The organism is Pseudomonas sp. GW821-FHT07B01 (genome assembly GCF_059419065.1).
The window spans coordinates 262,055-286,303 of the sequence record NZ_JBWKRA010000001.1 but is presented as its reverse complement, the minus strand read 5'-3'; the positions used below and the strand labels follow the sequence as shown (position 1 = coordinate 286,303).

General features: G+C 61.1%; 26 protein-coding genes and 1 riboswitch. Of the genes, 19 read left to right on the top strand and 7 right to left on the bottom strand.

The features are described from left to right. Nucleotides 1-7: 7 nt before the first annotated feature. Both purN and purM read right to left on the bottom strand, forming a co-directional pair. Nucleotides 8-658, bottom strand: coding sequence for a phosphoribosylglycinamide formyltransferase (purN, locus tag AC07S6_RS01340; protein ID WP_003193061.1), 651 nt, complete (start codon nt 656-658; stop codon nt 8-10). Continuing rightward, nucleotides 658-1,716: a phosphoribosylformylglycinamidine cyclo-ligase gene (purM, locus tag AC07S6_RS01335; protein WP_014719398.1), complete on the bottom strand. Its 1,059-nt coding sequence runs from the start codon at nt 1,714-1,716 to the stop codon at nt 658-660. Before purM ends, purN begins: the two co-directional genes overlap by 1 nt. Nucleotides 1,717-2,057: 341 nt before the next feature. Here purM and AC07S6_RS01330 point away from each other — a divergent pair, with 341 nt between their 5' ends. From AC07S6_RS01330 to AC07S6_RS01310, 5 genes are all read left to right on the top strand, one after another. After that, the gene (locus AC07S6_RS01330; protein WP_495111531.1) at nt 2,058-3,098 is read left to right on the top strand and encodes a DUF2066 domain-containing protein; all 1,041 of its coding nucleotides are present in this window, start codon (nt 2,058-2,060) and stop codon (nt 3,096-3,098) included. Between the two features lie 55 nt (nt 3,099-3,153). Continuing rightward, a complete protein-coding gene (locus tag AC07S6_RS01325) occupies nt 3,154-4,227 on the top strand; it encodes an AI-2E family transporter (protein WP_014719396.1) in 1,074 nt (357 codons plus the stop codon). Nucleotides 4,228-4,432: 205 nt separating this feature from the next. Next, nucleotides 4,433-5,137 carry a DnaA regulatory inactivator Hda gene (gene hda, locus AC07S6_RS01320; RefSeq protein ID WP_014719395.1) on the top strand — a complete coding sequence of 235 codons (705 nt, stop codon included), beginning with the start codon at nt 4,433-4,435 and terminating at the stop codon, nt 5,135-5,137. Nucleotides 5,138-5,346: 209 nt separating this feature from the next. Continuing rightward, nucleotides 5,347-5,976: a C40 family peptidase gene (locus tag AC07S6_RS01315; protein ID WP_003193051.1), complete on the top strand. Its 630-nt coding sequence runs from the start codon at nt 5,347-5,349 to the stop codon at nt 5,974-5,976. Nucleotides 5,977-6,120: 144 nt separating this feature from the next. Then, nucleotides 6,121-6,660 carry a C40 family peptidase gene (locus AC07S6_RS01310; RefSeq protein ID WP_003193049.1) on the top strand — a complete coding sequence of 180 codons (540 nt, stop codon included), beginning with the start codon at nt 6,121-6,123 and terminating at the stop codon, nt 6,658-6,660. A gap of 123 nt (nt 6,661-6,783) precedes the next feature. On the opposite strand, the gene AC07S6_RS01305 is transcribed toward AC07S6_RS01310, so the two are convergent. Next, nucleotides 6,784-8,097, bottom strand: coding sequence for a PQQ-dependent sugar dehydrogenase (locus tag AC07S6_RS01305; protein ID WP_495111530.1), 1,314 nt, complete (start codon nt 8,095-8,097; stop codon nt 6,784-6,786). Between the two features lie 99 nt (nt 8,098-8,196). Beyond that, nucleotides 8,197-8,443: riboswitch (cobalamin riboswitch) on the top strand. A 79-nt stretch (nt 8,444-8,522) separates the two neighbouring features. Between AC07S6_RS01305 and cobO the strand changes: the two genes are divergently transcribed. From cobO to AC07S6_RS01240, 13 genes are all read left to right on the top strand, one after another. Next, complete coding sequence (gene cobO, locus AC07S6_RS01300; RefSeq protein WP_005790169.1) at nt 8,523-9,134, top strand: cob(I)yrinic acid a,c-diamide adenosyltransferase; 612 nt, start codon at nt 8,523-8,525, stop codon at nt 9,132-9,134. Next, nucleotides 9,131-10,513: a cobyrinic acid a,c-diamide synthase CobB gene (locus AC07S6_RS01295; RefSeq protein ID WP_495111529.1), complete on the top strand. Its 1,383-nt coding sequence runs from the start codon at nt 9,131-9,133 to the stop codon at nt 10,511-10,513. The genes cobO and AC07S6_RS01295 overlap by 4 nt, the downstream gene beginning before the upstream one ends. Further along, a complete protein-coding gene (gene bluB, locus AC07S6_RS01290; protein WP_054899035.1) occupies nt 10,510-11,160 on the top strand; it encodes a 5,6-dimethylbenzimidazole synthase in 651 nt (216 codons plus the stop codon). Before AC07S6_RS01295 ends, bluB begins: the two co-directional genes overlap by 4 nt. Beyond that, nucleotides 11,157-12,065 (top strand): adenosylcobinamide-phosphate synthase CbiB, encoded by a 909-nt coding sequence (gene cbiB, locus AC07S6_RS01285; RefSeq protein WP_054899034.1) that lies wholly within the window; start codon nt 11,157-11,159, stop codon nt 12,063-12,065. The genes bluB and cbiB overlap by 4 nt, the downstream gene beginning before the upstream one ends. Then, the gene (gene cobD, locus AC07S6_RS01280) at nt 12,058-13,047 is read left to right on the top strand and encodes a threonine-phosphate decarboxylase CobD (protein ID WP_032903127.1); all 990 of its coding nucleotides are present in this window, start codon (nt 12,058-12,060) and stop codon (nt 13,045-13,047) included. The genes cbiB and cobD overlap by 8 nt, the downstream gene beginning before the upstream one ends. Continuing rightward, nucleotides 13,044-14,495, top strand: a complete 1,452-nt coding sequence (locus AC07S6_RS01275; RefSeq protein ID WP_495111528.1) for a cobyric acid synthase CobQ — start codon at nt 13,044-13,046, stop codon at nt 14,493-14,495. Before cobD ends, AC07S6_RS01275 begins: the two co-directional genes overlap by 4 nt. A gap of 448 nt (nt 14,496-14,943) precedes the next feature. Beyond that, on the top strand, nt 14,944-15,465 hold the full coding sequence (gene cobU, locus AC07S6_RS01270) for a bifunctional adenosylcobinamide kinase/adenosylcobinamide-phosphate guanylyltransferase (protein WP_034128332.1): 522 nt from the start codon (nt 14,944-14,946) through the stop codon (nt 15,463-15,465). Continuing rightward, nucleotides 15,462-16,517, top strand: coding sequence for a nicotinate-nucleotide--dimethylbenzimidazole phosphoribosyltransferase (gene cobT, locus AC07S6_RS01265; RefSeq protein WP_032903129.1), 1,056 nt, complete (start codon nt 15,462-15,464; stop codon nt 16,515-16,517). The genes cobU and cobT overlap by 4 nt, the downstream gene beginning before the upstream one ends. After that, complete coding sequence (gene cobC, locus AC07S6_RS01260) at nt 16,514-17,089, top strand: alpha-ribazole phosphatase family protein (protein WP_495111527.1); 576 nt, start codon at nt 16,514-16,516, stop codon at nt 17,087-17,089. Before cobT ends, cobC begins: the two co-directional genes overlap by 4 nt. Nucleotides 17,090-17,091: 2 nt before the next feature. Beyond that, entirely contained in the window at nt 17,092-17,820 is a 729-nt protein-coding gene (locus AC07S6_RS01255) for an adenosylcobinamide-GDP ribazoletransferase (RefSeq protein ID WP_495111526.1), read from the top strand. A gap of 42 nt (nt 17,821-17,862) precedes the next feature. After that, entirely contained in the window at nt 17,863-18,267 is a 405-nt protein-coding gene (locus AC07S6_RS01250; RefSeq protein WP_003193031.1) for a MarR family winged helix-turn-helix transcriptional regulator, read from the top strand. Between the two features lie 54 nt (nt 18,268-18,321). Beyond that, nucleotides 18,322-19,530, top strand: coding sequence for an MFS transporter (locus AC07S6_RS01245; protein ID WP_495111525.1), 1,209 nt, complete (start codon nt 18,322-18,324; stop codon nt 19,528-19,530). A 150-nt stretch (nt 19,531-19,680) separates the two neighbouring features. Further along, entirely contained in the window at nt 19,681-20,232 is a 552-nt protein-coding gene (locus AC07S6_RS01240; protein WP_495111524.1) for a glutathione peroxidase, read from the top strand. A gap of 64 nt (nt 20,233-20,296) precedes the next feature. On the opposite strand, the gene AC07S6_RS01235 is transcribed toward AC07S6_RS01240, so the two are convergent. From AC07S6_RS01235 to AC07S6_RS01220, 4 genes are all read right to left on the bottom strand, one after another. Next, nucleotides 20,297-21,574: an OmpP1/FadL family transporter gene (locus AC07S6_RS01235; protein WP_003193026.1), complete on the bottom strand. Its 1,278-nt coding sequence runs from the start codon at nt 21,572-21,574 to the stop codon at nt 20,297-20,299. 145 nt (nt 21,575-21,719) lie between these two features. Further along, the gene (locus AC07S6_RS01230; RefSeq protein WP_054899027.1) at nt 21,720-22,202 is read right to left on the bottom strand and encodes a hypothetical protein; all 483 of its coding nucleotides are present in this window, start codon (nt 22,200-22,202) and stop codon (nt 21,720-21,722) included. Nucleotides 22,203-22,480: 278 nt separating this feature from the next. Beyond that, entirely contained in the window at nt 22,481-22,705 is a 225-nt protein-coding gene (locus AC07S6_RS01225) for a hypothetical protein (RefSeq protein ID WP_034128340.1), read from the bottom strand. A gap of 443 nt (nt 22,706-23,148) precedes the next feature. Then, entirely contained in the window at nt 23,149-23,454 is a 306-nt protein-coding gene (locus AC07S6_RS01220) for a hypothetical protein (protein WP_490614235.1), read from the bottom strand. A gap of 457 nt (nt 23,455-23,911) precedes the next feature. Between AC07S6_RS01220 and AC07S6_RS01215 the strand changes: the two genes are divergently transcribed. Continuing rightward, a complete protein-coding gene (locus AC07S6_RS01215) occupies nt 23,912-24,235 on the top strand; it encodes an SEL1-like repeat protein (protein WP_014719377.1) in 324 nt (107 codons plus the stop codon). Nucleotides 24,236-24,249: the final 14 nt, after the last annotated feature.

The window sequence follows — 24,249 nt, the reverse complement described above, 5'->3', positions numbered from 1 at the left end:
AAATCTCCTAGGTTCGAATCAAGTGGCCGCTGGCCGCGAGTAACTGGCCGTCCAATAATGCACCCTGGTCGCCAAGAATCAACCGTCCTTCGGCAAACCAGCGAACAGCCAGCGGGTAAATCCTGTGTTCCTGGGTATGAACCCGTTGCGCAAGCGTCTGCGCCGAGTCGCCTGACTCTACCGGAACCACTGCCTGTACGACCAGAGGCCCGCCATCGAGTTCCTCGGTCACAAAGTGCACGCTGCAGCCATGCTCACTGTCGCCGGCGTCGAGGGCGCGCTGGTGGGTGTGCATGCCTTTGTACTTGGGCAGCAGGGAAGGGTGGATATTGAGCAGGCGCCCTTCGTAGTGCCGGACGAAATCTGCGCTGAGGATGCGCATGAAACCGGCAAGGACCACGAGTTTGGGGTTGAAGGCGTCGATCAGTTCGATCAAGGCGCTGTCGAAGGCCTCGCGACCGTCGAACGCCTTATGATCCAGGGAGCGAGTATCGATACCCGCGTCACGGGCGCGTTGCAGACCGTAGGCGTCGCTGCGGTTGGAAATCACCGCAGCGATGCGCACCGGGCTGTCGCCGGTGCGCGTGCTGTCGATCAGGGCCTGCAAGTTACTGCCGGTGCCGGAAAGCAGCACCACGACATCACAGGTCTGGGGCATCAGTGAGCCTTGAGGTTCTTCAGTTCAACCTGGGCTGCGCCTTCGGCAGCAGTGGCGATCTGGCCAATGACCCAAGGTTGTTCGCCGGCTTCACGCAGCACGTTCAACGCGGTTTCAACGTGTTCCTGCGCGACGCAGATCACCATGCCTACGCCGCAGTTCAGCACGCGGTGCATTTCGGTTTCGTTGACGTTGCCTTTTTCCTGCAACCAATCGAAGACTGCCGGGCGCTGCCAGCTGGCCACGTCGACAATCGCCTGGGCACCTTTTGGCAGTACGCGTGGGATGTTGTCCAGCAGGCCGCCACCGGTAATGTGGGCCATGGCCTTGACGGCGCCGGTGTCCTTGATCAGCTTGAGCAGTGGCTTGACGTAGATGCGGGTCGGCGCCATCAGCAGGTCGGTCAGTGGCTTGCCGTCGAGCTGGATGTTCTCGATGTCGGCGCCGGACACTTCGATGATCTTGCGGATCAGCGAGTAGCCGTTGGAGTGCGGGCCGGACGATGGCAGGGCGAGCAGGGCGTCACCAGCAGCTACTTTGGAGCCGTCGATGATCTCGGCTTTTTCCACCACACCGACACAGAAGCCGGCCAGGTCGTAGTCTTCGCCTTCGTACATGCCTGGCATTTCAGCGGTTTCACCGCCGACCAGGGAGCAACCCGACAACTCGCAGCCAGCACCGATGCCGGTTACGACCTGGGTCGCGGTCTCGACATTGAGCTTGCCGGTGGCGTAGTAGTCGAGAAAGAACAGCGGCTCGGCGCCGCACACCACCAGGTCGTTGACGCACATGGCGACCAGGTCGATGCCAATGCTGTCGTGCTTGTTCAGGTTCAGGGCCAGGCGCAGCTTGGTGCCTACGCCGTCGGTGCCGGACACCAGTACAGGCTGCTTGTAGCCGGCCGGGATTTCGCAGAGGGCGCCAAAACCGCCCAGGCCACCCATGACTTCAGGGCGCGCAGTGCGCTTGGCGACGCTCTTGATGCGTTCGACCAATGCTTCACCGGCGTCGATGTCTACACCGGCGTCCTTGTAGCTCAGGGAGGGTTGCTTGCTCATGATCCAGGCCTTTAGGGGGGATTTCTGGGTAACGACCGGGCGGGCGGGGGCTTTTGGAAAGGGCCCTGCCGTTGACGGTCTGCGAAGGCGCGCGATTTTATCAGGCTTGAGGGGCAGCGGCCATCCTCGGGCCGACGGGCAGGGCATATGAGTTCAAAAAAATGCAAATCGGGCCGGTAATCGTGCGTATTAAGGTATAGCCTTGAGCTCGCTAGCGTTATGACAGTATGAAAACTTACCGGGACCCTGTGAATGTTTTACCGGTCGCTGTGTCACAGCCTTGCCAAACCGAGATCACGCGGTCTGTTCCAACCGCTAAATTTGTCGTTCGGGAATCTTCCATGCGTCTGTGTAAATTCTTCTTTGTAGGCTGCTTGTCGTTGGTCAGCCTGGCGAGTCATGCCGAAACCCTCAATGGCCTCTATCAAGTACTTGAACCAGTCAGCAGCCAGTCGCCCCAAGAGCGCGACCAAGCCACCCAGCGTGCCGTGCAGACCCTGGTGATCCGCCTGACCGGCGACGCCAAGGCCGCCGATGGCCCGGGCCTGGCAGCGATCCGCAAAGACCCGCAACAAATCATCAGCCAGTACGGCTACGACGCCGGCCCGCCAGAAAGCCTGCAAGTGGACTTCGACCCGGTCAGCACCGACCGCGCCTTGCGGGATGCGGGCCTGTCGATCTGGGGCAGCAACCGGCCATCGATCCTGGGTTGGTGGCTGAACGATTCAACTGAAGGCAGCAGCCTGGTCGGCGATGGCCAGGCCGTTGCCCAGGCCCTGCGCCGGGCCGCGCAACACCGGGGTCTGCCGCTGCGCTTGCCGCTGGGAGACCTGGATGAACAGGTAGTCGCCACCGCGCCGAACCTTGAAAGCCCGGACGCCACGCCTTTGCGCGCAGCCTCCGAGCGTTACGGTGCCGATGCTTTGCTGGCGGTGCATGCGCGCCAGGAAGGCAGTCAATGGCAGGCCAAATGGCGCCTGTGGCTGGGCGACGAGGCTGAGGAGGGCACCGCCCAAGGCGCTGACACTGCCGCGCTCGCCGATGCGGTATTGCTGGCGGTCAGCCAAAAGCTGGCGCCACGCTTTGCGGTCAAGCCGGGCGTGAGCACTGAGCAACTGCTTGAGGTACAAGGCATGAACCTTGAGCGCTACGCCGCCCTGGGTCGTTTGCTGGAGCCCTTTGGCGGCCAGCCGCAGTGGGTGGATGGCAACCGGATTGTGTATCGCGTCAATGGCAGCGCCGAACAACTGCGCACCCAATTGAGCCTGGCCAAGCTGCAGGAAATTCCTGCTGGCGAAGCCCCGGCCCAGCCAGCCGTGATCGATGGCACGCAACCGGCTGTTGCACCTGAGCCCCAGGCGCAATTGCGTTTTCGTTGGTAAATAGTGTTCCTCCTTCTATATAGAAGAAGGGCGTAATAAACAGATGGAGTGGTTTATGGCGGATACGCGTCGTTGGGTGTGGCTTGGCGGGATTGTCCTGCTGTGCGGTTTTGTGTTCTTGCTGCATTCGATCCTGACGCCGTTCCTGGTGGCGCTACTGCTCGCCTATCTGTTCGATCCCGTGGTGGATCGCCTGGAAAAAGTCGGCATGTCGCGCACCTGGGGCGTGATCACGGTGTTTGCGCTGTTCACGTTGATCATCACGGCGCTGGTGTTGATATTGGTGCCGATGTTGGCCAAGCAGTTGTTTCGCCTCTATGAGCTGGCGCCGCAGATGCTCGACTGGTTGCAGCACACGGCGATGCCGTGGGCCCAGTCCAAGTTCGGGCTGGCGGATGGCTTCTGGAAGTTCGACAAGGTCAAGGCGGCCATCAGCGAGCACATGGACAAGACCACCGATATCGTCACGGTGGTGCTCAGCCAGGCGACTGCGTCGAGCCTGGCGCTGATCGGCTGGTTGACCAACCTGGTGCTGATCCCGGTGGTGGCGTTCTACCTGCTGCGAGACTGGGACATCATGATGGCCAAGATCCGCAGTCTGCTGCCTCGTGACCGCGAAGAGCGTGTTGTTTCCCTGGCAGCGGAGTGTCATGAGGTATTGGGTGCGTTCGTGCGTGGCCAGTTGCTGGTGATGCTGGCCCTGGGGGTGATTTACGCTGCTGGCCTGATGGCGATCGGCCTGGAGTTGGGGCTGTTGATCGGCTTGATCGCGGGCCTGGCGGCCATCGTGCCCTACATGGGCTTTGTGATCGGCATCGGTGCGGCGCTGGTGGCCGGGCTGTTCCAGTTTGGCGGCGACCTGTACCCGATGCTGGGGATTGTCGCAGTGTTCATGGTGGGCCAGGCCTTGGAAGGCATGGTGCTGACGCCACTGCTGGTGGGCGATCGAATCGGCCTGCACCCGGTGGCAGTGATCTTTGCGATTTTGGCGGGTGGCGAGCTGTTCGGCTTTACCGGCATCCTGTTGGCGCTGCCGGTGGCGGCGGTGATCATGGTGCTGGTACGCCATGTGCACGACCTGTACAAGGATTCGGACGTGTATACCGGGGTGGATGAGCCCGAGTTGTAATCGCGGTGTCACAAACCCGGCCCTGGCCGGGTTTGTTGATTCTGGCGCCGGGGTGCGTCAAACAAACTGCGTAAAACCGCCGGGTTAACGCAAACCTTTGATTTTGCTTGTGGTCTGCTGCATTGTGCGCCCGGCGTCACGGGTATAAACTTTGCAAACTTTACATAGAGGCCACTAACGGTTCGATGGGAGCCGTTCAGTCAGCATGAAACCGATTCAGCTGCCCCTAGGTGTGCGTCTGCGTGATGACGCTACCTTTATCAACTACTACCCAGGCGCCAATGCCGCTGCACTCGGCTATGTGGAGCGGCTTTGCGAAGCCGACGCCGGGTGGACTGAAAGCCTGATCTATCTGTGGGGCAAGCATGGCGTGGGGCGTACCCACCTGCTGCAGGCCGCGTGCCTGCGTTTCGAGCAGACGGGCGAGCCGGCGGTCTACCTGCCCTTGGCCGAGTTGATGGACCGCGGGATCGGCATCTTCGATAACCTTGAGCAATATGAACTGGTGTGTCTCGACGACCTGCAGGCAGTGGCCGGCAAGCCGGAGTGGGAAGAGGCGCTGTTTCATCTGTTCAACCGCTTGCGCGATAGCGGCCGGCGCTTGCTGATCGCTGCGTCCACCTCGCCGCGTGAACTGCCGGTGAAGCTGGCTGACCTCAAGTCGCGCCTGACCCTGGCGTTGATCTTCCAGATGCGCCCGTTATCCGATGAGGACAAGCTGCGTGCGTTGCAACTGCGCGCTTCCCGTCGTGGCCTGCACCTGACCGACGAAGTCGGGCACTTTATCCTCACCCGTGGCACCCGCAGCATGAGCGCGCTGTTCGATTTGCTTGAGCAACTCGACCAGGCTTCCTTGCAGGCGCAAAGAAAATTGACGATCCCTTTCCTGAAAGAAACTTTGGGCTGGTAAGGCCTTGATTTCCCGTGTGTCGGCATTTTCAAGGCGTCAGAAAACCTGCGTTTGAGCCCGAGGGGCTACGCAACTGAACCGAAAAATGGAATCACGGCTTAGATGGCATAGTCGAAACGATAAGTCACATAGATCGCGATTGAATTTGCAAATCGATGTGATAGAGGGCATAGTCTCGGCTTCTTTACACATCAGCCACGGTCGTGCCCATGCTAAATCGCTTCGCACCCCTCGTGCCTCTCGCACTCGTTACCCTGTTGTTCGGTTGCGCCTCCCACCCTCAGCAGGTGGCAGAACAGCAAAAACCACAGGTTCAAAATCAGGCAAAGTTCGTTGCTGCACAGTCTGCTTCTGTTTATGAAGAAGAGGTGGCAACCGAAAAAGAACTCGCCGAGTTCTCTGACAGCAAGCCTTACCAACTGCCTCTTCTGGCCGACAGTATCCTTGAGCGCGGCATGTCCTTGATCGGTACCCGTTACCGTTTCGGCGGCACCTCTGAAGCCGGTTTTGATTGCAGTGGGTTCATTGGCTACCTGTTTCGTGAAGAAGCCGGCATGAATCTGCCGCGCTCTACACGCGAGATGATCAACGTGAATGCACCGTTGGTCGCACGCAACAACCTCAAGCCCGGTGATCTGCTTTTCTTTAGTACCAGTGGTCGCGGTCGTGTCAGCCACGCCGGTATCTACCTGGGCGATAACCAGTTTATTCACTCCAGCAGCCGCCGCAGTGGTGGTGTTCGGGTCGATAACCTGGGTGACAGCTACTGGAGCAAAACCTTCATCGAAGCCAAGCGTGCACTCGCCATGGCTCCGACTACGGTTACCGCTAGTAAGTAAAGTTAAAGTGATACTTGAAGTTTGACGTGTAAGCGCTAGAATCCCTGGACATTGTTGTCATCCGTTCGCGCGAGCTTTGCTTGCGCGTTCTGGTTTTCAACGTTCGGCAGCGAAAGCCGCATCCAGACCAGGATTGTTCTGCACATGTCGACCTCGGCCCGCCTGATGCTTATTGTTTGCGCCGCGCTGCTCAGCGCCTGCGCCAGTCGTACACCGCCGCCCGCGCCTGTCGCGGTCAAGCCTAAGCCGGTGTTCAACTATGCCACCCAGAATTTCTCGCCTGCTGCCGAAGACGTGCTCTTTCGTGCGCTGGGCCTGGTCGGCACACCTTACCGCTGGGGCGGCAACACACCGGACTCGGGGTTTGATTGCAGTGGCCTGATCGGCTTTGTATTCCGCGACGCTGCCGGCATCTCATTGCCGCGCACCACCCGTGAATTGATCGTGATGCGTGCCCAGGACGTCAGCGAACAAAACCTGCAAACCGGCGACCTGCTGTTCTTCGCTACCGGTGGTGGTTCGCGGGTCAGCCATGCGGGCATCTATGTGGGGGAGGGCCGCTTCGTACACGCGCCTCAAACCGGCGGTACGGTGAAGCTGGATACGCTATCCAAAGCGTATTGGCAGAATGCCTACCTGAGTGCCAAACGCGTGTTGCCAGGAAATCTGGCGCGTAATCCCTGAATCAATAAAACTCCAAAATGTGGGAGCGGGCTTGCCCGCGAATGCAGTGTGTCAGTCAACGGCTTAGTTGGCTGGGCCACCGTAATCGCGGGCAAGCCCGCTCCCACATTGGTATGTGGTTATTTACTTAACAGCCGACACCCGCCAAACCTTATTGCCCACATCATCGGCCACCAGCAAATCCCCCTGCTGATCTATCACCACGCCGACCGGCCGGCCCATGGCTTTCTCATTGCTATCAAGAAACCCCGTCAGCACATCCACCGGTTGCCCTTTCGGCTGGCCCCCTTCGAAGGGAACGAAAATCACCTTGTAGCCACTGTGCGGCTTGCGGTTCCAGGAACCATGCTGGCCGATAAATGCGCCATTACTGAAGGGAGCGGGCAGTTTGCTGCCCTCGGCGAAGGTCAGCCCCAGCGACGCAGTATGAGGGCCTACCGCATAGTCGGGAGCGATGGCCTTGGCGACCATGTCCAGGTTCTGCGGGGTGACACGCACATCCACATGCTGGCCGTAATAACTGAAAGGCCAGCCGTAGAAGCCGCCATCCTTGACCGAGGTGATGTAATCCGGCACCAGGTCACTGCCGATTTCATCGCGCTCGTTGACTGCCGTCCACAGCTTGCCGCTCTGTGGCTCCCACGCCATGCCGTTGGGGTTGCGCAGGCCGGAGGCAAAAATGCGGTGTTGGCCGCTGGCGCGGTCGACTTCCCAAATGGCGGCGCGGCCCTGTTCGGCTTCCAGGCCGTTTTCGCCGACGTTGCTGTTGGAGCCGACGCTCACGTACAGCTTGCTGCCGTCCTGGCTGGCCACCACATTTTTGGTCCAGTGGTGGTTCAAGGGGCCACCGGGTAAATCCACCACCTTGGTGCCTGGGGAGGTGATCGCGGTTTCACCTGGCTGATAGGGGAAGCGCAGCAACTTATCCGAATCGGCCACATATAAGTCGTTGCCCACCAGGGCCATGCCAAACGGCGAGTTGAGGTTTTCCAGGAACACCGTGCGAGTTTCTGCCACGCCATCATGGTCGGCATCGCGCAGCAAGGTAATGCGGTTCGGGCTCGGCACGCCGGCGCCAGCGCGGTCCATGACTTTTTCCATCACCCAGCCGCGCACGCCTTTGGCATCGTCCGGCTTGGGCGGTGCATTGGTCTCGGCCACCAGCACGTCGCCGTTGGGCAGCACGTAGAGCCAGCGCGGGTGGTCCAGGCCTTCGGCGAATGCGGCCACTTGGGTGCCTGCGGCCGCGATTGGCTTGGCGCCTTCGGGCCAGCCGATGGCCGGGGCGATATTGACAGTGGGGATCAGCGTCTTGTTCGGTTCCGGCAGCCGGGGCGAGGGCCCGGTGCCGTCGGCGACCTGCAGGGTTGAGCTTTCGCCGCACGCAGCGAGGCTACCGGCGAACATGATCAGTAGGGCGAGTCGGGTTTTAGGCATGGTTTTCTCCTTGATACCTGTAGGGGTAGAGAAGCACGAACGGCAGATGGTTCAAGTACAAGGCCAGCTTTAATTGACGCTCCACCCCCAACCCACTAACCTTCGCGGCTTGTTCCAGGTGCTCTGTGGCGCGCGCGTCGACAGAGTGAAACAGGGAAGCCGGTGAGTGAGCGCACTTGTACACAGTGCCGCCGCGATTCCGGCGCTGCCCCCGCAACGGTAAATGAGTCAAGACGGTGCTGTTTGCCACTGTATCGCGTGCGATATGGGAAGGCGCACCCTCGGCTGCTTGCTATCAAAAGCGCCACTCATGAGCCCGGAGACCGGCCTGGATCATCCAACAGCATCACGGTGGGCGATGCTTGGCTGTCTGTTTTTTCTTTTTCCTGCCCGCCGTTTTTGTCCAGCCCCAACGGAGAGCTGCCATGACTGATTCCCCCGACCGCGACGAACGCCACCTGGCGCGCATGCTGCGCAAAAAAGCCGTGATTGACGAGCGCATCGCCAATTCCCCCAACGAGTGCGGCCTGCTGCTGGTGCTGACCGGCAACGGCAAAGGCAAGAGCAGTTCGGCGTTCGGCATGTTGGCCCGGGCCATGGGGCATGGCATGCAATGCGGTGTGGTGCAGTTCATCAAGGGGCGTAACAGCACCGGCGAAGAATTGTTTTTCCGCCGCTTCCCCGAGCAGGTGCGCTTTCACGTGATGGGCGAAGGTTTCACCTGGGAAACCCAGGATCGCCAGCGCGATATCGCCGCTGCCGAAGCGGCTTGGGCAGTGTCCCGGGCCATGTTGAATGACCCTTCCATCGGCTTGGTGGTGCTGGATGAACTGAACATCGCCCTCAAGCACGGTTACCTTGACCTGGACCAGGTACTCAGCGACCTGCAAGCCCGCCCGCCCATGCAGCATGTGGTGGTCACCGGCCGTGGCGCCAAGCCTGAGCTGATCGAAATGGGCGACACCGTCACCGAAATGGGCATGCTCAAGCACGCGTTCCAGGCCGGTATCAAGGCACAGAAAGGCGTCGAACTTTGAATCAGCCCCGTCATTGCCCGGCCGTATTGATCGCCGCTCCGGCGTCCGGCCAGGGCAAAACCACGGTCACCGCCGCGTTGGCCCGTTTGCACCGCAACCTGGGGCGCAAGGTGCGCGTGTTCAAATGCGGGCCGGACTTTCTCGACCCGATGATCCACGAGCGTGCCAGTGGCGCGCCGGTGTACCAGTTGGACATGTGGATGGTGGGCGAGCAGGAAAGCCGCCGCCTGCTCTGGGAGGCGGCGGGGGAGGCTGACCTGATCCTCATCGAAGGCGTGATGGGCCTGTTCGACGGCACGCCTTCCAGCGCTGACCTGGCGCGGCACTTCGGTGTACCGGTGCTGGGCGTGATTGATGGCACGGCTATGGCCCAGACGTTCGGCGCCCTGGCCCTGGGGCTGGCGCGCTATCAGCCCGACCTGCCATTCGCCGGCGTGCTGGCCAACCGCGTCGGCACCCTGCGTCATGCGCAATTGCTTGAAGGCAGCCTCACTGAGGGCTTGCGTTGGTACGGCGCGTTATCCCGTGAGACCGGCATCGAACTGCCCAGCCGCCACCTGGGCCTGGTGCAAGCCAGCGAACTGAATGACCTTGATATACGCCTGGATGCCGCCGCCCAGGCGTTGGGCAGCAGTTGCGAAGTGGCCCTGCCGCCGCCGGTGACCTTTGCCGCGCCGCACGTGATCGAAACCGAACCCTTGCTGGCCGGTGTGCGGATTGCCGTGGCCCGTGACGAAGCCTTTGCCTTTACCTACGGCGCCAGCCTGGATCTGTTGCGGGCAATGGGCGCGGAGCTGAAGTTCTTCTCACCGATCCATGATCGCCAATTGCCTCAAGCTGACAGCCTCTATCTGCCCGGCGGGTATCCGGAACTGCACCACCAGGCATTGTCGGCCAATACCTCGATGCTGGGCGCAATTCGTGCTCATCACGCCGCTGGCAAGCCACTGCTCGCTGAATGTGGCGGCATGCTCTATCTGCTCGACTCCTTGACCGATGTGGGCGGTACACGCGCCGAACTGGTTGGCTTGTTGCAAGGCGATGCGGTGATGCAGAAGAAACTCGCGGCCCTGGCGCTGCAAAGTGTCGAGCTGCCGGAGGGGACCTTGCGTGGGCATACCTATCATCATTCTCTGACCAGTACCGAATGGGCGCCGATTGCCCGTGGACTTAGCCCTAACGGCGGGCGCGGTGCCGAAGCGGTTTACCGACAGGGTCGTTTGACCGCCTCCTATGTGCACTTTTATTTTCCGTCGAATCCTGGCGCGGTGGCCGCGTTGTTCGCGCCAGACCTTGAGACAGCTATCGCAGGCAAGCCAGGTCCCACAGGGGAATGCATTCCAAATGTGGGAGGGGGCTTGCCCCCGATGAGGCCATGACTGACAACGCTTTCCCCCAAGCCGATCGAGAGGCCGTCTATCGCGCCATCGCCGAACGCCGCGACATGCGCCACTTCCGCGGTGGCAGCGTCGCGCCTGAACTGCTGCAACGCCTGCTCCACGCCGCGCACCAGGCGCCCAGCGTCGGCCTGATGCAGCCGTGGCGTTTTATCCGCATCAGCGACCGCTCGTTGCGCAGCCAGATTCAACAGTTGGTAGAGGAAGAGCGCGTGCGCACTGCCGAGGCATTGGGCGAGCGCTCCGATGCGTTCATGAAGCTCAAGGTTGAAGGCATCAACGACTGCGCCGAGGTACTGGTCGCCGCCTTGATGGACGATCGTGAGCGCCACATTTTCGGGCGCCGCACCTTGCCGGAAATGGACATGGCCTCGCTCTCCTGCGCCATCCAGAACCTGTGGCTGGCGGCGCGCGTGGAAGGGTTGGGCATGGGCTGGGTTTCGCTGTTCGACCCCCAGGCCCTGGCCGAGTTGCTGGGTTTGCCACCCGGTGCAAAGCCCCTGGCAGTGTTGTGCCTGGGTCCGGTGGCAGAGTTTTACCCGGCACCGATGTTGCAGCTCGAGGGCTGGGCCGAGCCGCGACCGCTCAGTGACATGCTGTATGAAAACAAGTGGGGAGTGAGTCAATGAGTGTGGCCTTGCTGTGTGTCGCTGCGGTCGCGCTGGATGCGCTGCTGGGTGAGCCCAGGCGCTGGCATCCGCTGGTGGCGTTCGGCAATTTCGCCGGGCGTATCGAACAACGTTTCAATACTGGCGGGCGTGGCTGGCGCAGCCATGGTGTGACTGCGTGGTTTATCGCGGTGGTGCCGCTGACCCTGCTGGCCACGGCGTTGTCGTGGGCGCCTTATATCGGCTGGCTGCTGGAGATCCTGGCGCTGTACTGCGCCTTGGGCATGCGCAGCCTGGGCGAGCACGTGATGCCAGTGGCCCAGGCTCTGCGCCGTGATGACCTGGACGAGGCGCGTACACGTGTGAGTTACCTGGTCAGCCGTCAGACCAGTGAACTGGACCGTACTGAAGTGGCCCGCGCAGCCACCGAATCGGTGCTGGAGAACGGCAGCGATGCGGTATTCGCCGCGTTGTTCTGGTTTGTGGTGGCCGGTGTGCCGGGCGTGGTGCTCTATCGTCTGAGCAACACCCTGGACGCCATGTGGGGCTATCGCAATGAGCGCTTTGAGCGCTTCGGTTGGGCAGCCGCCAGGATCGATGATGTGCTCAACTATATTCCTGCGCGCCTGGTGGCTTTAACCTACGCGCTATTGGGTAAAACCCGCCTGGCGCTCAAATGCTGGCGCACCCAGGGCCCGACTTGGGACAGCCCCAACGCCGGCCCGGTGATGGCGGCGGGGGCCGGTGCCTTGGGTGTGGAACTGGGCGGCGCGGCGATTTATCACGGCGAGGTGCATCAGCGCCCGCCATTGGGCGAAGGCCCGCCGGCCGACGCCGATTCCATTGATCGCGGCTGGCAACTGGTGCAGCGCGGCGTATGGCTGTGGTTGCTGGTCCTGTGCGTGGGGGCGCAAATCTATGCTTGAACATGGTGGTCGGCTGCGTAAGGCCGCGATTGAGTACGGCATTGCCGAAGCGGATTGGCTTGACCTGTCCAGCGGCCTGGCGCCCTGGCCGTGGCCGATCCCCGAGATTCCCTTGCGTGCCTGGGCGCGCTTGCCGGAAACCGATGACGGCTTGGAGAAGGCTGCCAGCGAGTATTACGGCGCCGGCCCGTTGCTGCCGGTGCCGGGCTCCCAGGCAGCGATTCAACTGCTGCCGCGCCTGCGTCGGTCCGGTAAGGTCGGCGTGCTTTCGCCCTGTTACGCCGAGCACGCCGAAGCCTGGCGCCGTGCCGGTTATGTGGTGCGTGAAGTGCAGGAGCAGGAAGTCGACTTCTTTCTCGACAGCCTCGACGTGTTGGTCGTGGTCAACCCCAACAACCCCACCGGCTTGAGCCTGAGCCCGCAACGCCTGCTGGACTGGCATGCGCGGCTGGCCCAGCGCGGTGGCTGGCTGGTGGTGGACGAGGCGTTCATTGACGTGACCCCGGACTTGAGCCTGGCCAGCCATGCCGATCAGGTCGGCTTGATCGTACTGCGCTCATTCGGCAAGTTCTTCGGCCTGGCCGGCGTGCGCCTGGGCTTTGTGCTGGCCGAGCGCAAGTTGCTCAAGCTGTTGGCCGAACAGGTCGGGCCCTGGGCCGTCAGTGGGCCGACGCGGGTGTTGGGCCAAGTGTGCCTGCGCGACACCGACGGGCATGCGCGCCAGCGCAGTCGTTGCATCGCAGCCGGCCAGCGTCTGTTCGAGTTGCTTGAGCGCCGTGGGCTTCAACCGCACGGCGGCTGCGCATTGTTCCAGTGGTTGATTACCCCCCACGCTGAACGGCTGTACGAATTCATGGCCCAACGCGGCATCCTGCTGCGCCTGTTCGTGCACAACAGCAGCGTGCGCTTGGGCCTGCCCGACACCGACGCCGACTGGCTGCGCCTTGATGAAGCCCTGGCCGCCTACAAGGACGCCACATGACCACGTTGATGGTGCAGGGCACCACCTCCGACGCCGGTAAAAGCACCCTGGTGACTGCGCTGTGTCGCTGGCTGGTACGCCAGGGCGTCGCGGTGGCGCCGTTCAAGCCGCAGAACATGGCGCTCAACAGCGCGGTGACCGCCGAAGGCGGCGAGATCGGCCGCGCCCAGGCGGTGCAGGCCCAGGCTGCCAACCTGGCGCCCCATACCGACATGAACCCGGTATTGCTCAAGCCCAACAGCGACACCGGCTCCCAAGTGATCATCCATGGCCGTGCGGTCACCAGCATGAATGCCGTGGCCTATCACGACTACAAAGCCATTGCGATGCAAGCGGTGCTGGCCTCCCACACGCGTTTGAGCCAGGCATACCCGGTGGTGATGGTCGAAGGCGCGGGCTCACCGGCCGAGATCAACCTGCGCGCCAATGACATTGCCAACATGGGCTTCGCCGAGGCGGTGGACTGCCCGGTGCTGTTGATCGCAGACATCAATCGCGGCGGCGTGTTCGCCCATCTGGTCGGCACCCTGGAACTGCTGTCGCCCAGTGAGCAGGCGCGGGTCAAGGGCTTCATCATCAACCGTTTTCGCGGCGATATCGCGTTGCTGCAACCAGGGCTGGACTGGCTCGAAGCGCGCACCGGCAAACCGGTCGTCGGCGTGCTGCCCTACGTGATGGACCTGCACCTGGAGGCGGAAGACGGCATCGACCAGCGCCAGATCGACAAGGCCGCCCAGGTGCTCAAGGTGGTGGTGCCGGTGCTGCCGCGCATCAGCAACCATACCGACTTCGACCCGCTGCGCTTGCACCCCCAGGTGGACTTGCAGTTCGTCGGGCCGGGCCAGGCGATACCTGCCGCTGACCTGATCATCCTGCCGGGCTCGAAAAGCGTGCGCAGTGACCTGGCCTATCTGCGTGCCAATGGCTGGGACACCGCCGTGGCGCGGCATCTGCGTTATGGCGGCAAGGTACTGGGGATCTGCGGCGGCTTGCAGATGCTCGGCGAGCAGGTCCATGACCCGCTGGGTCTGGAAGGGCTCGCGGGCTCCAGTGCCGGCCTTGGGTTGCTGGCGTTCAGCACCACCCTGGAACAAGAGAAACAACTGCGCAATGTGCGTGGACGTCTGGTATTGGAAGATGCCGACGTCAGCGGTTATGAAATCCATGCGGGGGTGACTTGCGGCGCTGCCTTGGCAAGCGCTGCGGTCCTGCTGGACGATGGCCGCAGCGATGGCGCGCAGAGCCCTGATGGGCAAATTCTAGGCACCTACCTGCACGGCCTATTCGAGACCCCGGCTGCGTGCAGCGCGTTGCTGCGTTGGGCCGGGTTGCAGGATGTGCAAGAGGTGGATTATCACGGCTTGCGCGAGCGCGATATCGAGCGGTTGGCGGACTTGGTGGAGCACCACTTGGACACCGATTTGTTGCGCAAGCTATGTGGGATCTGACGGTGTTCACACCATCCAACTGTGGGAGCTGGCTTGCCTGCGATAGCCATGTGTATCTACACGACGCTGTAGTGCTCAACGGTAACCACGATGCGAAGCGAGCCGCCCTTGATCTTGACCTGCTTTTGATCTTGATCTTAGGCGGCCCCCCAAATCACTGGCGGATTACGGGCACACCGAGCCTGGGCGAGGTGCCGAGTGGTGGGGCAAGAGCGTTTTGCTTACTTTTGCGCTTTTCAAAAGTGAGCCGCTGTAAAAGCGGAACCCTAAGTGGCCGTTACCGCAGAAATGGATATGTACACGGTCCAACTGTGTTGACTGTCAGGCCGTCTTCGCAGGCAAGCCAGCTCCCACATTTGGGTCGCGGTGCGTCAGCTGGATCAGCGTCGGCTGTCAGGCCGTCACGGGAGCAAGCTCCCTCGCCACATCGTTTGCCAGGGGCCTTTGCATGTATCAATTGATCCTCGGCGGCGCCCGTTCGGGCAAGAGCCGCCTGGCCGAAAAGCTTGCCGCAGAGAGCGGGCTTGCCGTCATTTATATCGCCACCAGCCAGCCGCTCGACGGTGAGATGAACGAGCGTGTCACTTTGCACCGCCAGCGTCGTCCCGACCATTGGGGCCTGGTTGAAGAGCCCATCGACCTAGCGCGTGTGCTACAGGAAAACGCCGCCACTGATCGCTGCCTGCTGGTGGATTGCCTGACCTTATGGCTCACCAATCTTCTGATGCTCGAAGACCCGGCGCGCCTTGCGTGCGAGCGTGATCAACTGTTGCAAACCCTGGCTTCGCTGCCGGGGGAAATCATTTTTGTCAGCAACGAGACCGGTCTGGGTGTCGTGCCGCTGGGCGAATTGACTCGCCGTTATGTGGATGAAGCCGGTTGGCTGCATCAAGCCTTGGCCGAGCAATGTCAGCGCGTTGTGCTGACGGTTGCCGGCCTGCCCCTGACTTTGAAAGGTACTGCGTTATGACCGATTCCTGGTGGCTCAACCCCTGCAAGGCGGTGGATACCACGACCCACGAACAGGCGCTGGCGCGTCAGCAGCAGTTGACCAAGCCCGCCGGTTCCCTCGGCCAGTTGGAGGCCCTGGCGGTGCGGCTGGCGGGTTTGCAGGGCCAGGTCAAACCGACGGTAGATCACCTGTGGATCGCGATTTTTGCCGGCGATCACGGTGTGGTCGCTGAAGGCGTGTCGGCATTTCCCCAAGAGGTCACCGGGCAGATGCTGCAAAACTTCGTCACCGGTGGCGCGGCGATCAGCGTGTTGGCGCGGCAACTGCAAGCGCAATTGGAGGTGATTGACCTCGGCACGGTCACGCCGTCCCTGGATTTGCCCGGCGTTCGTCACCTGAATATCGGTGCGGGCACGGCTAATTTCGTGCATGGCCCGGCGATGACCCAAGCCCAAGGGCAGTTGGCCTTGCAAGCTGGACGAGACAGCGCACGCCGTGCCCTGGAAAGCGGCGCGCAACTCTTTATCGGCGGTGAGATGGGCATCGGCAATACCACTGCCGCCAGTGCCTTGGCCTGCGCATTGCTGGATTGCCAGGTCACTGACCTCACAGGCCCTGGCACCGGTTTGAATGCCGCAGGGGTCAGCCACAAGGTCGCGGTCATCGAGCGCGCCCTGGGGTTGCACGCCGGTCAGCGCAGCGATGCGTTGCAAACCCTGTTCAATCTCGGCGGTTTTGAAATTGCTGCCTTGGTTGGCGCCTACCTGGCCTGCGCCCAGGAAGGCATCGTGGTGCTGGTGGATGGGTTCATCTGCAGCGTGGCCGCGCTGGTGGCGGTGCGCTTGAACCCGGCGTGCCGCGAATGGTTGGTGTTCGGCCATCGGGGTGCCGAGCCGGGCCATCGCCATGTGCTGCACAGCCTCGATGCGCAACCGTTGCTGGAACTGGGCCTGCGCCTGGGCGAAGGCAGCGGCGCGGCGTTGGCGGTGCCTTTGTTGCGCCTGGCGTGTGCGCTGCACGGGCAGATGGCGACCTTCGCCGAAGCCGCCGTGGCGGACCGCCCCGCATGACCTTGCGCCTGGACCTGCTGCGTCACGGCGAAACCGAACTGGGCGGAGGCCTGCGTGGCAGCCTGGACGATGCGCTGACCGCCAACGGCTGGCGGCAGATGCGCGACGCAGTGGTGGGGCAGGGGCCGTGGGATCGGCTGATCAGCTCACCGCTGCAACGCTGCGCTCTGTTCGCCCAGGAGTTGGGGGCACAGCTCGATGTGCCGGTGACTCTGGAGGCCGATCTGCAAGAGCTGCACTTCGGCGCGTGGGAAGGGCAGAGTGCGGCCGCGTTGATGGACACCGATGCCCAAGGGCTGGGCTTGTTCTGGGCCAACCCCTATGAATTCACGCCGCCGGAAGGCGAGCCGGTCATCCAGTTTTCCGCGCGCGTGCTTGGCGCTGTCAGGCGGCTGCATCAGGCCTATGCTGGCCAGCGCGTGCTGTTGATCAGCCATGGCGGTGTAATGCGCCTGCTGCTGGCTCAGGCGCGAGGGTTGCCCCGTGAGCAACTGCTGAATGTTGAAGTTGGCCACGGTGCCTTGTTCGGCCTGCAGGTTGAAGCCGATGGCGTGTTGAAGGAAGGACTCTGACGATGCTGCCGTTCTGGATCGCCCTGCAATTTCTCAGCAGCCTGCCCATTCGCTTGCCGGGCATGCCGCAACCTCAAGAGCTGGGCCGTTCGTTGTTGTTTTATCCGCTGGTTGGGTTGCTGTTCGGCGTGCTGTTGTGGGGCCTCAATCAGGTGTTGCAGGGCGCCCCGTTGCTGTTGCACGCCGCGTTGCTGCTCACAGCCTGGGTGTTGCTCAGCGGTGGCCTGCACCTGGACGGCCTGGCCGACAGCGCCGATGCCTGGCTGGGTGGTTTTGGCGACCGCGAGCGCACCCTCAGCATCATGAAAGACCCGCGCAGCGGCCCGATTGCGGTGGTCACCCTGGGGCTGGTGCTGCTGCTCAAGTTCAGCGCGTTGGTGGCGTTGATCGAACAACGCAATGGCGCCGCGTTGATCCTGGCGCCCTTGATCGGACGCGCTTCGATGCTGGCGCTGTTTCTCACCACGCGCTATGTGCGGGCGGGCGGATTGGGCCAGGCACTGTCAGATCATCTGCCGCGAATTGTCGGCCAACAGGTGCTGATCCTCAGCGGGTTGGCCTGCATCCTGATCGGTGGTTTCAGCGGCGGCATCGCGGTGTTGCTGGCGGCACTGTGTTTCGTGTGGCTGCGCCAGTTGATGGTCAAGCGTCTGGGCGGTACCACCGGCGACACTGCTGGCGCACTGCTGGAGCTGCTTGAAGTCGCGGTACTGGTCGGGCTGGCGCTGTAACGCTTTCTTGCAATTGATTAACTCCGGGTATATACACGCTCTATGCTTGCCTCCCAATGTTTATGCACCAACCTGCGACGCGCTGCCCGTGGCGTCAGCAGGCACTACGACGGCGCTCTCGACGGCTTCGGGATCAACGTTGCCCAGTATTCTCTGTTGTGCAACCTGCAGCGTCTCGACCAGCCGAGCATTTCCAGCCTGGCGGACGCCATGGGCCTGGATCGCAGCACCCTGGGGCGCAACCTGCGCGTCCTGGAAGGTGAGGGGCTGGTGCAGTTGGTCGAGGGTGACGATTTGCGCAACCGCCTGGTGGTGTTGACTGACGCCGGCCATGAACGGCTCGCCGCTGCGTTGCCGGCGTGGGAAGCAGCGCAACAGAAACTGATTGATAAGCTCGGCGCCGAAAAGCGCGAAATGTTGTTGGCCTTGCTGGATGAACTCGCCTGAACGGCGGTTTGTTCGACTACAAGCGGGTATATACCCGCGAACGGAGAATAAGAAATGACCTCGATGTGGCGCACCAGTGGTTGGGTCCTTTTAGGGAGTGCGCTGATCCTGGCGTTGTCCTTGGGCGTACGGCATGGCTTTGGTCTGTTCCTGGCGCCGATGAGCAGCGAATTCGGTTGGGGGCGTGAAACCTTTGCCTTTGCCATCGCCTTGCAGAATCTGATCTGGGGCTTGGCGCAGCCATTTACCGGGGCCTTGGCCGACCGTTTCGGCGCGACCAAGGCGGTGTTTGTCGGCGGGGTGTTGTACGCCGTCGGCCTGGTGCTGATGGGCATGTCCGACTCCGCGTGGTCACTGTCGTTGAGCGCAGGTTTGCTGATTGGCATTGGCCTGTCCGGCACCTCGTTCTCGGTGATTCTCGGCGTGGTTGGCCGCGCCGTTGCGCCGGAAAAACGCAGCATGGCCATGGGCATTGCCAGCGCCGCTGGCTCGTTCGGCCAGTTCGCCATGGTGCCCGGCACCCTCGGCTTGATTGGTTGGCTGGGCTGGTCCGCAGCGTTGCTGGCGTTGGGCTTGATGGTGGCGTTGATCCTGCCGCTGGTCGCCATGCTCAAGGACCGGCCGCTGGCGGTCACGGTGGGCCAGCAAACCCTGGGTGAAGCGCTGAAAGAGGCCTGCTCCCACTCCGGCTTCTGGCTGCTGTCCTTCGGCTTTTTTGTGTGCGGTTTCCAAGTAGTGTTTATCGGTGTGCATTTGCCGGCGTACCTGGTCGACCAGCACCTGCCGGCCACGGTGGGCACCACGGTGCTGGCCTTGATTGGCCTGTTCAACGTATTTGGCACCTACACGGCGGGTTGGCTCGGTGGCCGCATGTCCAAGCCGCGTCTGCTCACCGGCTTGTATCTGTTGCGGGCGGTAGTGATTGTGTGGTTCCTGTGGGCGCCGGTCACCGAAGTCACGGCGTATCTGTTTGGCATGGCGATGGGCTTTTTGTGGTTGTCCACGGTGCCGCTGACCAATGGCACCGTCGCGACCCTGTTTGGGGTGCGCAACCTCTCGATGCTCGGCGGGATTGTGTTCCTGTTCCACCAGCTTGGCTCGTTCCTCGGCGGATGGCTGGGCGGGGTGGTCTATGATCGAACCGGCAGCTACGATTTGATCTGGCAGGTGGCAATTTTACTCAGCCTGCTCGCCGCCGCGCTGAATTGGCCGGTGCGTGAGCGGCCGGTGGCGCGCATTCAGGCGCAGATGGAGGCGGCATGAGCATGACAGCGCGTCTTATGCTGTTGGCTGTGGGGCTGGTGTTATTGCTGCTGGCCTGGTGGGGTTGGCAACGGGGCGGCCTGGCGTTGATGCAACTGGGCATGGCGATCTGCTAAGTTGTGGGTCTGAACTGACTCAAGGACTTTTGACATGCAGATGCGCTGGCTCGCTGTACCCGTCCTGATGGCTATTGGTAGCGTGGCGATGGCCACCAGTTGCCCACCGTTGCTGGAGGGCCAGTTGCCCAAGCTGCGGGCCAAGGAATCCATCGATCTGTGCCAGCAATTCGCTGGCAAACCCTTGGTGATCGTCAACACGGCGAGCTTCTGCGGCTTTGCCCCGCAATTCAAGGGCCTGGAAGCGTTGTATCAGCGCTACAAGGGCGAAGGTCTGGAAGTGATCGGCGTGCCGTCCGATGACTTCAAACAGGAAGCCAAGACCGGGGAAGAAACCGCCAAGGTCTGCTACGTGAACTATGGCGTGACCTTCACCATGACCGAGCCGCAGAAGGTCAAAGGTTCGGATGCGGTGCATCTGTTCAAGGTGCTTGCGCAGCAGGCCGACGCCGCGCCCAAGTGGAATTTCTACAAGTATGTGGTGGATCGCCAGGGCAATCTGGTTGCCAGTTTTTCCAGCCTGACCAAGCCGGACAGTCCGGAGCTGATCAAGGCGGTGGAACAGGCATTGGCTTCCAAACCCTGACCGCCAGCCAAACAAAAGCCCCGCCTCCTTCACAGGAGAGCGGGGCTTTTTTATACGACTGCGGTTAGAACTTGTAGGTCATGCCCAAGCCGAAACCGTTGGCGCTGTTTTCATACTTGGCGTTGTAGCTGGCCAATTGGTTGGAGCGCGAGATCTTGACGTCCTCTTCCTTCAGGTAGGAGTAGGCCAGGTCGATGGTCATGTTATCCATGACCTGGTAACCCAGGCCCAGGCTGAAGATAGTACGGTCGCCGGTCGGGATGCGCGGTGAGCGATCCGTGTTGTTGGTAGGCGACTGGTCGAATGTCAGGCCGGTACGCAGTACCACTTGCTTGGTGAGCTGGTACGAAGTACCCACGGCGTAGGCCCAGGTGTCGTGCCAGTTCTGGTCTTCCTTGATTGTGCTGACCAGGCCTGGGGCAAGCGCGCCGCCAGTAGCGCCGCTGACGCCTTCGTTCTTGACGGTGATGTCTTTGAGGCGGCTCCAGCGTGTCCAGGTTGCACCGGCATAGAGTTTCCACGCGTCGGTCAGGTCTTGAGTGACGGACAGGTCGTAGGACTCAGGTGTGTCGATTTTCAGCGAGGCGTCATAGCGGTTGCTGCGCAGGAACGGCGAGGTCGCGGTCGGTGCGGTGACTTCGGTGTGGCCGTCCAGCTTGTAGCTGACCTTGGAGTGGTAGGTCAGGCCGACACGGGTGGTATCGGTGGCTTGGACCAGTACGCCGATGTTGAAGCCCAGCGCGGTGTCGTCACCCTTGATCTTGATATTGGTGTCTGGCGCGCGAGGGTTCAGCGTCAGGTCCGATTCCAGGGTGCCGGCGATGCGGTTGATGGTCGGGCCAAAACCCACGGAAACGCGGTCGTTGAAGGCGTAGCTGACGGTCGGTTGCAAGGTGATGACTTTCACTTCGCTCTTGCTGCCAAAGCCACGGCCCTGGAAGCCGCTTTCGTAGTCGGTTACCAGGCCGAACGGCGCATAGACGCCGAAGCCGACAGCCCACTGGTCGTTGAGCTTATTGGTGTAGAAACCGAAAGGCACGGCAGTGAAAGGCACCATATCGCCTTTGTTGCTGCCAGCGGAGCGGCCGCTGACATTGCTGATATCGGTGGAGGCATCAATGGCTGCAACGCCACCGGTGATCTGTTGGCCTTCCAGGCGTGCCATACCGGCAGGGTTACCGAACACAGTGCTCGCATCATCGGCAGAAGAAGAGCGACCTGCGAAACCGGTACCCATCCCGCTGACGCTCTGTTCGTTGAGGGCAAAGCCGCTGGCGAACAATTGGGAGGATGCCATGGCAACGGCGAGGCTAAGTGTGGTCTTGAGCATTACTTTTTTCATTATTAGAACTCCGTGTGATCACCGCTGCGGAAAGTATCAATAAATTTCACATCGCGCTATAGGCTGTAATGCAGGAGATAGAGCAGTTTTGTAGGACAATCCGACCAAAATTGCCGTTTTTTGCCGAATCTTGCAATTTGCCCGGTCAGCAAGCTGCCTGTTTCATGGGGCTTACACAGGTTTGCCACGCTTGGGTGAAATCTCGCAGGCGGCCTTGTGGATGGAATATTTCTTTCCAGATACGCGCCATGGCCAGCACATCGCCGGGTGCGGGAAGGGCGGGGCGTTGTTGTTCCACCAGCAACCAGGCGATGGCCGTGGCGTAGCGCAGGTTCACGGTCAACTCCAACTGAGGCGCGCTGAGGAACGCATGTTGGCTGGCCAGCCCGCGCACCAGGCTGGCGCGCTCCGGGTCCAGGGCCAGGTAGTCATCCCAGAGGGCGCGGTGGCGTGGTTCGGTGATGCTGTAGAGGCCATGGCCGCGGCGGTCATGCAGCGCCGAGCCCAGTTCTGACTGGCTGGCGGCAATGCCCAGCAGCAGGGATTCGGCTGTCGAGCTGTGACGGCCGAGGTACATCAGCGTCGGCCGGATCACATAACGACACAATTCACTGGCGGCAATACCCATACGAGCCTCAGTCCTTGCAAAGAGTGGACGAGCCTGAGAAGGGGAGCTTGGCAGCAATGAATCGGATCTCAGGCCCGTCGTAAGCGGATGATGCCGCTTGACTTGAAGTGTAGTGTCATATTCCTGATGTAAAGGACTGTTTTTAAAACATCTTCTGCAATCGGTTATAACGTTTATATCGATTTGTACTTAGCGCCACGGACTCAAGGCCAAATTCCAGGCAATAAAAAACCCTGTTGTTCAAACAGGGTTTTTGAGGTTTCAGCGACGCGGGTCGATCAGGCGGTCAGTGCCTGACGGGTACGATCGATCACGGCCTGCAGCGGTTCTGCGCTGGAGTATTGATCGGGGTACAGGCGTTCGCTGTGACGAGCGATGCCGTGTTCGTTGACCAGGGTAAAGCTGAAGCAGCCTTTGCGAGCAGCCATGATCAGGCAGTTCATTGGGGCAAAAGCGTTGGTGAGGGCGCGAATGGCATCCTGAGTGTGGATTTGAGCGTTCATATTATTGGTGTTCCTACAAATGACACGGATAAGAACCGTGCAACGTTAAAACGTTCCAGTAACGCTGATCACCATTGATCAAACGAAGAACCCGACTGGAACAAAGCAGCCAGTTTGAAGCGCAATTAAATTTGGCGCGCTTGGGCTGGCAGGTAGGTACTTAGGAGGGCAGGCAACACAACAAGGGCAAAGGTTCTGGGCCCAGGGTGGAGATCCTGATCAATTTGCAGGTTGGTTCGGTCAGAGTATTGGAACTTCGCGCCACCCTTTGCTTGTTCAAAGGCAGTGTCGTCGCAAGGAATACCTGGAAACCATCGAGGTGGCCGATCCCATGTGGTTCAGGGGATGTATTCGACCAGAATTGACTTTCAGCTTGGTACTAACGCCGCGGATAGTAACGGATTGAAACAGGGAAGGGAAGGCCGATTGCAAAAAAACTTCGATCAGCCGCCGAGCAACTCGCGATAGACCAGTACGGTCACGGACGCGGCCAGGGCGCAGCCCAGCCCATAGGCGGCGAGCGTCAATCGCAAGGACTGGCCGGTCTCGATCATGTGGATCACTTCGCGCATGTCATTGATCTTTCCGTCACTGAGTTCGATGCACAGGACCACGGCGGTAAAGGCTGCTGACAGCAAGATAGCAATGGCGAACAGTGCGCCGTCCGGAGAGGGGAGCGCGGTATTGATTCCCAGGGAGATCGCGCAGATGGCCAGTAGCAGCCCGGCGAATAACAGAATTCCTTTCATCGGCCCTACTGGTTTGCATTGGCGGTGGCGCAGTGTGGCGAGCCGAGGCAGATTTGAAAAGCCCTCGGGTTTGCGCGCTTAGTAACATGTTTAACCGGTGTTGAATCAAAAAACGCCGACGATATAACCAGCCGATCGGGACTTGTGCACATTTGTGGTCAAGGGTGTAACCCTGCTGCCACAGGTGTGCAAGTGCGCCCATTTGCCTGTAATCAAAATTTAAGTCAATGAAAAATCTCGCTTTTTTTTATTGGTGAAAAAATCGTCAGTTTGACCGCGGCCCCCGTTCCATGGGGCTTTGCGCCTGTTCAAGGGGGGTTGTCCACTGAGTTATCCACAGCTTCTGTGGATTGTCCCGAGCGCTTGCTCTAGGACGGGCGTGCACGGTTTTTTCAGCTTTACCTGTACGAAAAAAAGAGTAGAGTGGCGCGCCTTCCGTTCTGCCCCACAGTGCTTTATGAAGTTTCGCTCAGTATCACCTTCTGTTACCGACACGCCCCAAACTGTTACCGCGCCCAAGCGTTTTTCCTTGAAGGTTGCTTTGTGGCTGCTCGACAGCCCGCGCCTGGGGCAGAGCAACAATATCAAGCATCTCGCCGGACGCTTGCTCAAGCAGCCCGCCCGCGAAGGCGTGGTGGCCGCTCAGAGCCGTCTTGGCCAACTGATGTGCCGCGAGTGCGGAAATGCCCGTGACCGGCGCATCGGCCACGATTTGTTGCGTTCGGCTGCTCGCGCCGGCGACCGTCGCGCCCAGCGCGAACTGGGGCAGGTCGAAGACTGAGCTGTCCTCCGGCC

Coding starts and splice junctions, on each gene's coding strand:
- AC07S6_RS01240 (WP_495111524.1), top strand. CDS start 19,681: ATGCAGATGCGCTGGCTCGCTGTACCCGTCCTGATGGCTATTGGTAGC.
- AC07S6_RS01325 (WP_014719396.1), top strand. CDS start 3,154: ATGGCGGATACGCGTCGTTGGGTGTGGCTTGGCGGGATTGTCCTGCTG.
- cobC (WP_495111527.1), top strand. CDS start 16,514: ATGACCTTGCGCCTGGACCTGCTGCGTCACGGCGAAACCGAACTGGGC.
- AC07S6_RS01255 (WP_495111526.1), top strand. CDS start 17,092: ATGCTGCCGTTCTGGATCGCCCTGCAATTTCTCAGCAGCCTGCCCATT.
- cbiB (WP_054899034.1), top strand. CDS start 11,157: ATGAGTGTGGCCTTGCTGTGTGTCGCTGCGGTCGCGCTGGATGCGCTG.
- AC07S6_RS01305 (WP_495111530.1), bottom strand. CDS start 8,097: ATGCCTAAAACCCGACTCGCCCTACTGATCATGTTCGCCGGTAGCCTC.
- AC07S6_RS01275 (WP_495111528.1), top strand. CDS start 13,044: ATGACCACGTTGATGGTGCAGGGCACCACCTCCGACGCCGGTAAAAGC.
- cobO (WP_005790169.1), top strand. CDS start 8,523: ATGACTGATTCCCCCGACCGCGACGAACGCCACCTGGCGCGCATGCTG.
- AC07S6_RS01230 (WP_054899027.1), bottom strand. CDS start 22,202: ATGGGTATTGCCGCCAGTGAATTGTGTCGTTATGTGATCCGGCCGACG.
- AC07S6_RS01220 (WP_490614235.1), bottom strand. CDS start 23,454: ATGAAAGGAATTCTGTTATTCGCCGGGCTGCTACTGGCCATCTGCGCG.
- cobU (WP_034128332.1), top strand. CDS start 14,944: ATGTATCAATTGATCCTCGGCGGCGCCCGTTCGGGCAAGAGCCGCCTG.
- cobD (WP_032903127.1), top strand. CDS start 12,058: ATGCTTGAACATGGTGGTCGGCTGCGTAAGGCCGCGATTGAGTACGGC.
- cobT (WP_032903129.1), top strand. CDS start 15,462: ATGACCGATTCCTGGTGGCTCAACCCCTGCAAGGCGGTGGATACCACG.
- AC07S6_RS01330 (WP_495111531.1), top strand. CDS start 2,058: ATGCGTCTGTGTAAATTCTTCTTTGTAGGCTGCTTGTCGTTGGTCAGC.
- AC07S6_RS01310 (WP_003193049.1), top strand. CDS start 6,121: ATGTCGACCTCGGCCCGCCTGATGCTTATTGTTTGCGCCGCGCTGCTC.
- bluB (WP_054899035.1), top strand. CDS start 10,510: ATGACTGACAACGCTTTCCCCCAAGCCGATCGAGAGGCCGTCTATCGC.
- AC07S6_RS01245 (WP_495111525.1), top strand. CDS start 18,322: ATGACCTCGATGTGGCGCACCAGTGGTTGGGTCCTTTTAGGGAGTGCG.
- purM (WP_014719398.1), bottom strand. CDS start 1,716: ATGAGCAAGCAACCCTCCCTGAGCTACAAGGACGCCGGTGTAGACATC.
- AC07S6_RS01315 (WP_003193051.1), top strand. CDS start 5,347: ATGCTAAATCGCTTCGCACCCCTCGTGCCTCTCGCACTCGTTACCCTG.
- purN (WP_003193061.1), bottom strand. CDS start 658: ATGCCCCAGACCTGTGATGTCGTGGTGCTGCTTTCCGGCACCGGCAGT.
- hda (WP_014719395.1), top strand. CDS start 4,433: ATGAAACCGATTCAGCTGCCCCTAGGTGTGCGTCTGCGTGATGACGCT.
- AC07S6_RS01235 (WP_003193026.1), bottom strand. CDS start 21,574: ATGAAAAAAGTAATGCTCAAGACCACACTTAGCCTCGCCGTTGCCATG.
- AC07S6_RS01250 (WP_003193031.1), top strand. CDS start 17,863: ATGCTTGCCTCCCAATGTTTATGCACCAACCTGCGACGCGCTGCCCGT.
- AC07S6_RS01225 (WP_034128340.1), bottom strand. CDS start 22,705: ATGAACGCTCAAATCCACACTCAGGATGCCATTCGCGCCCTCACCAAC.
- AC07S6_RS01215 (WP_014719377.1), top strand. CDS start 23,912: ATGAAGTTTCGCTCAGTATCACCTTCTGTTACCGACACGCCCCAAACT.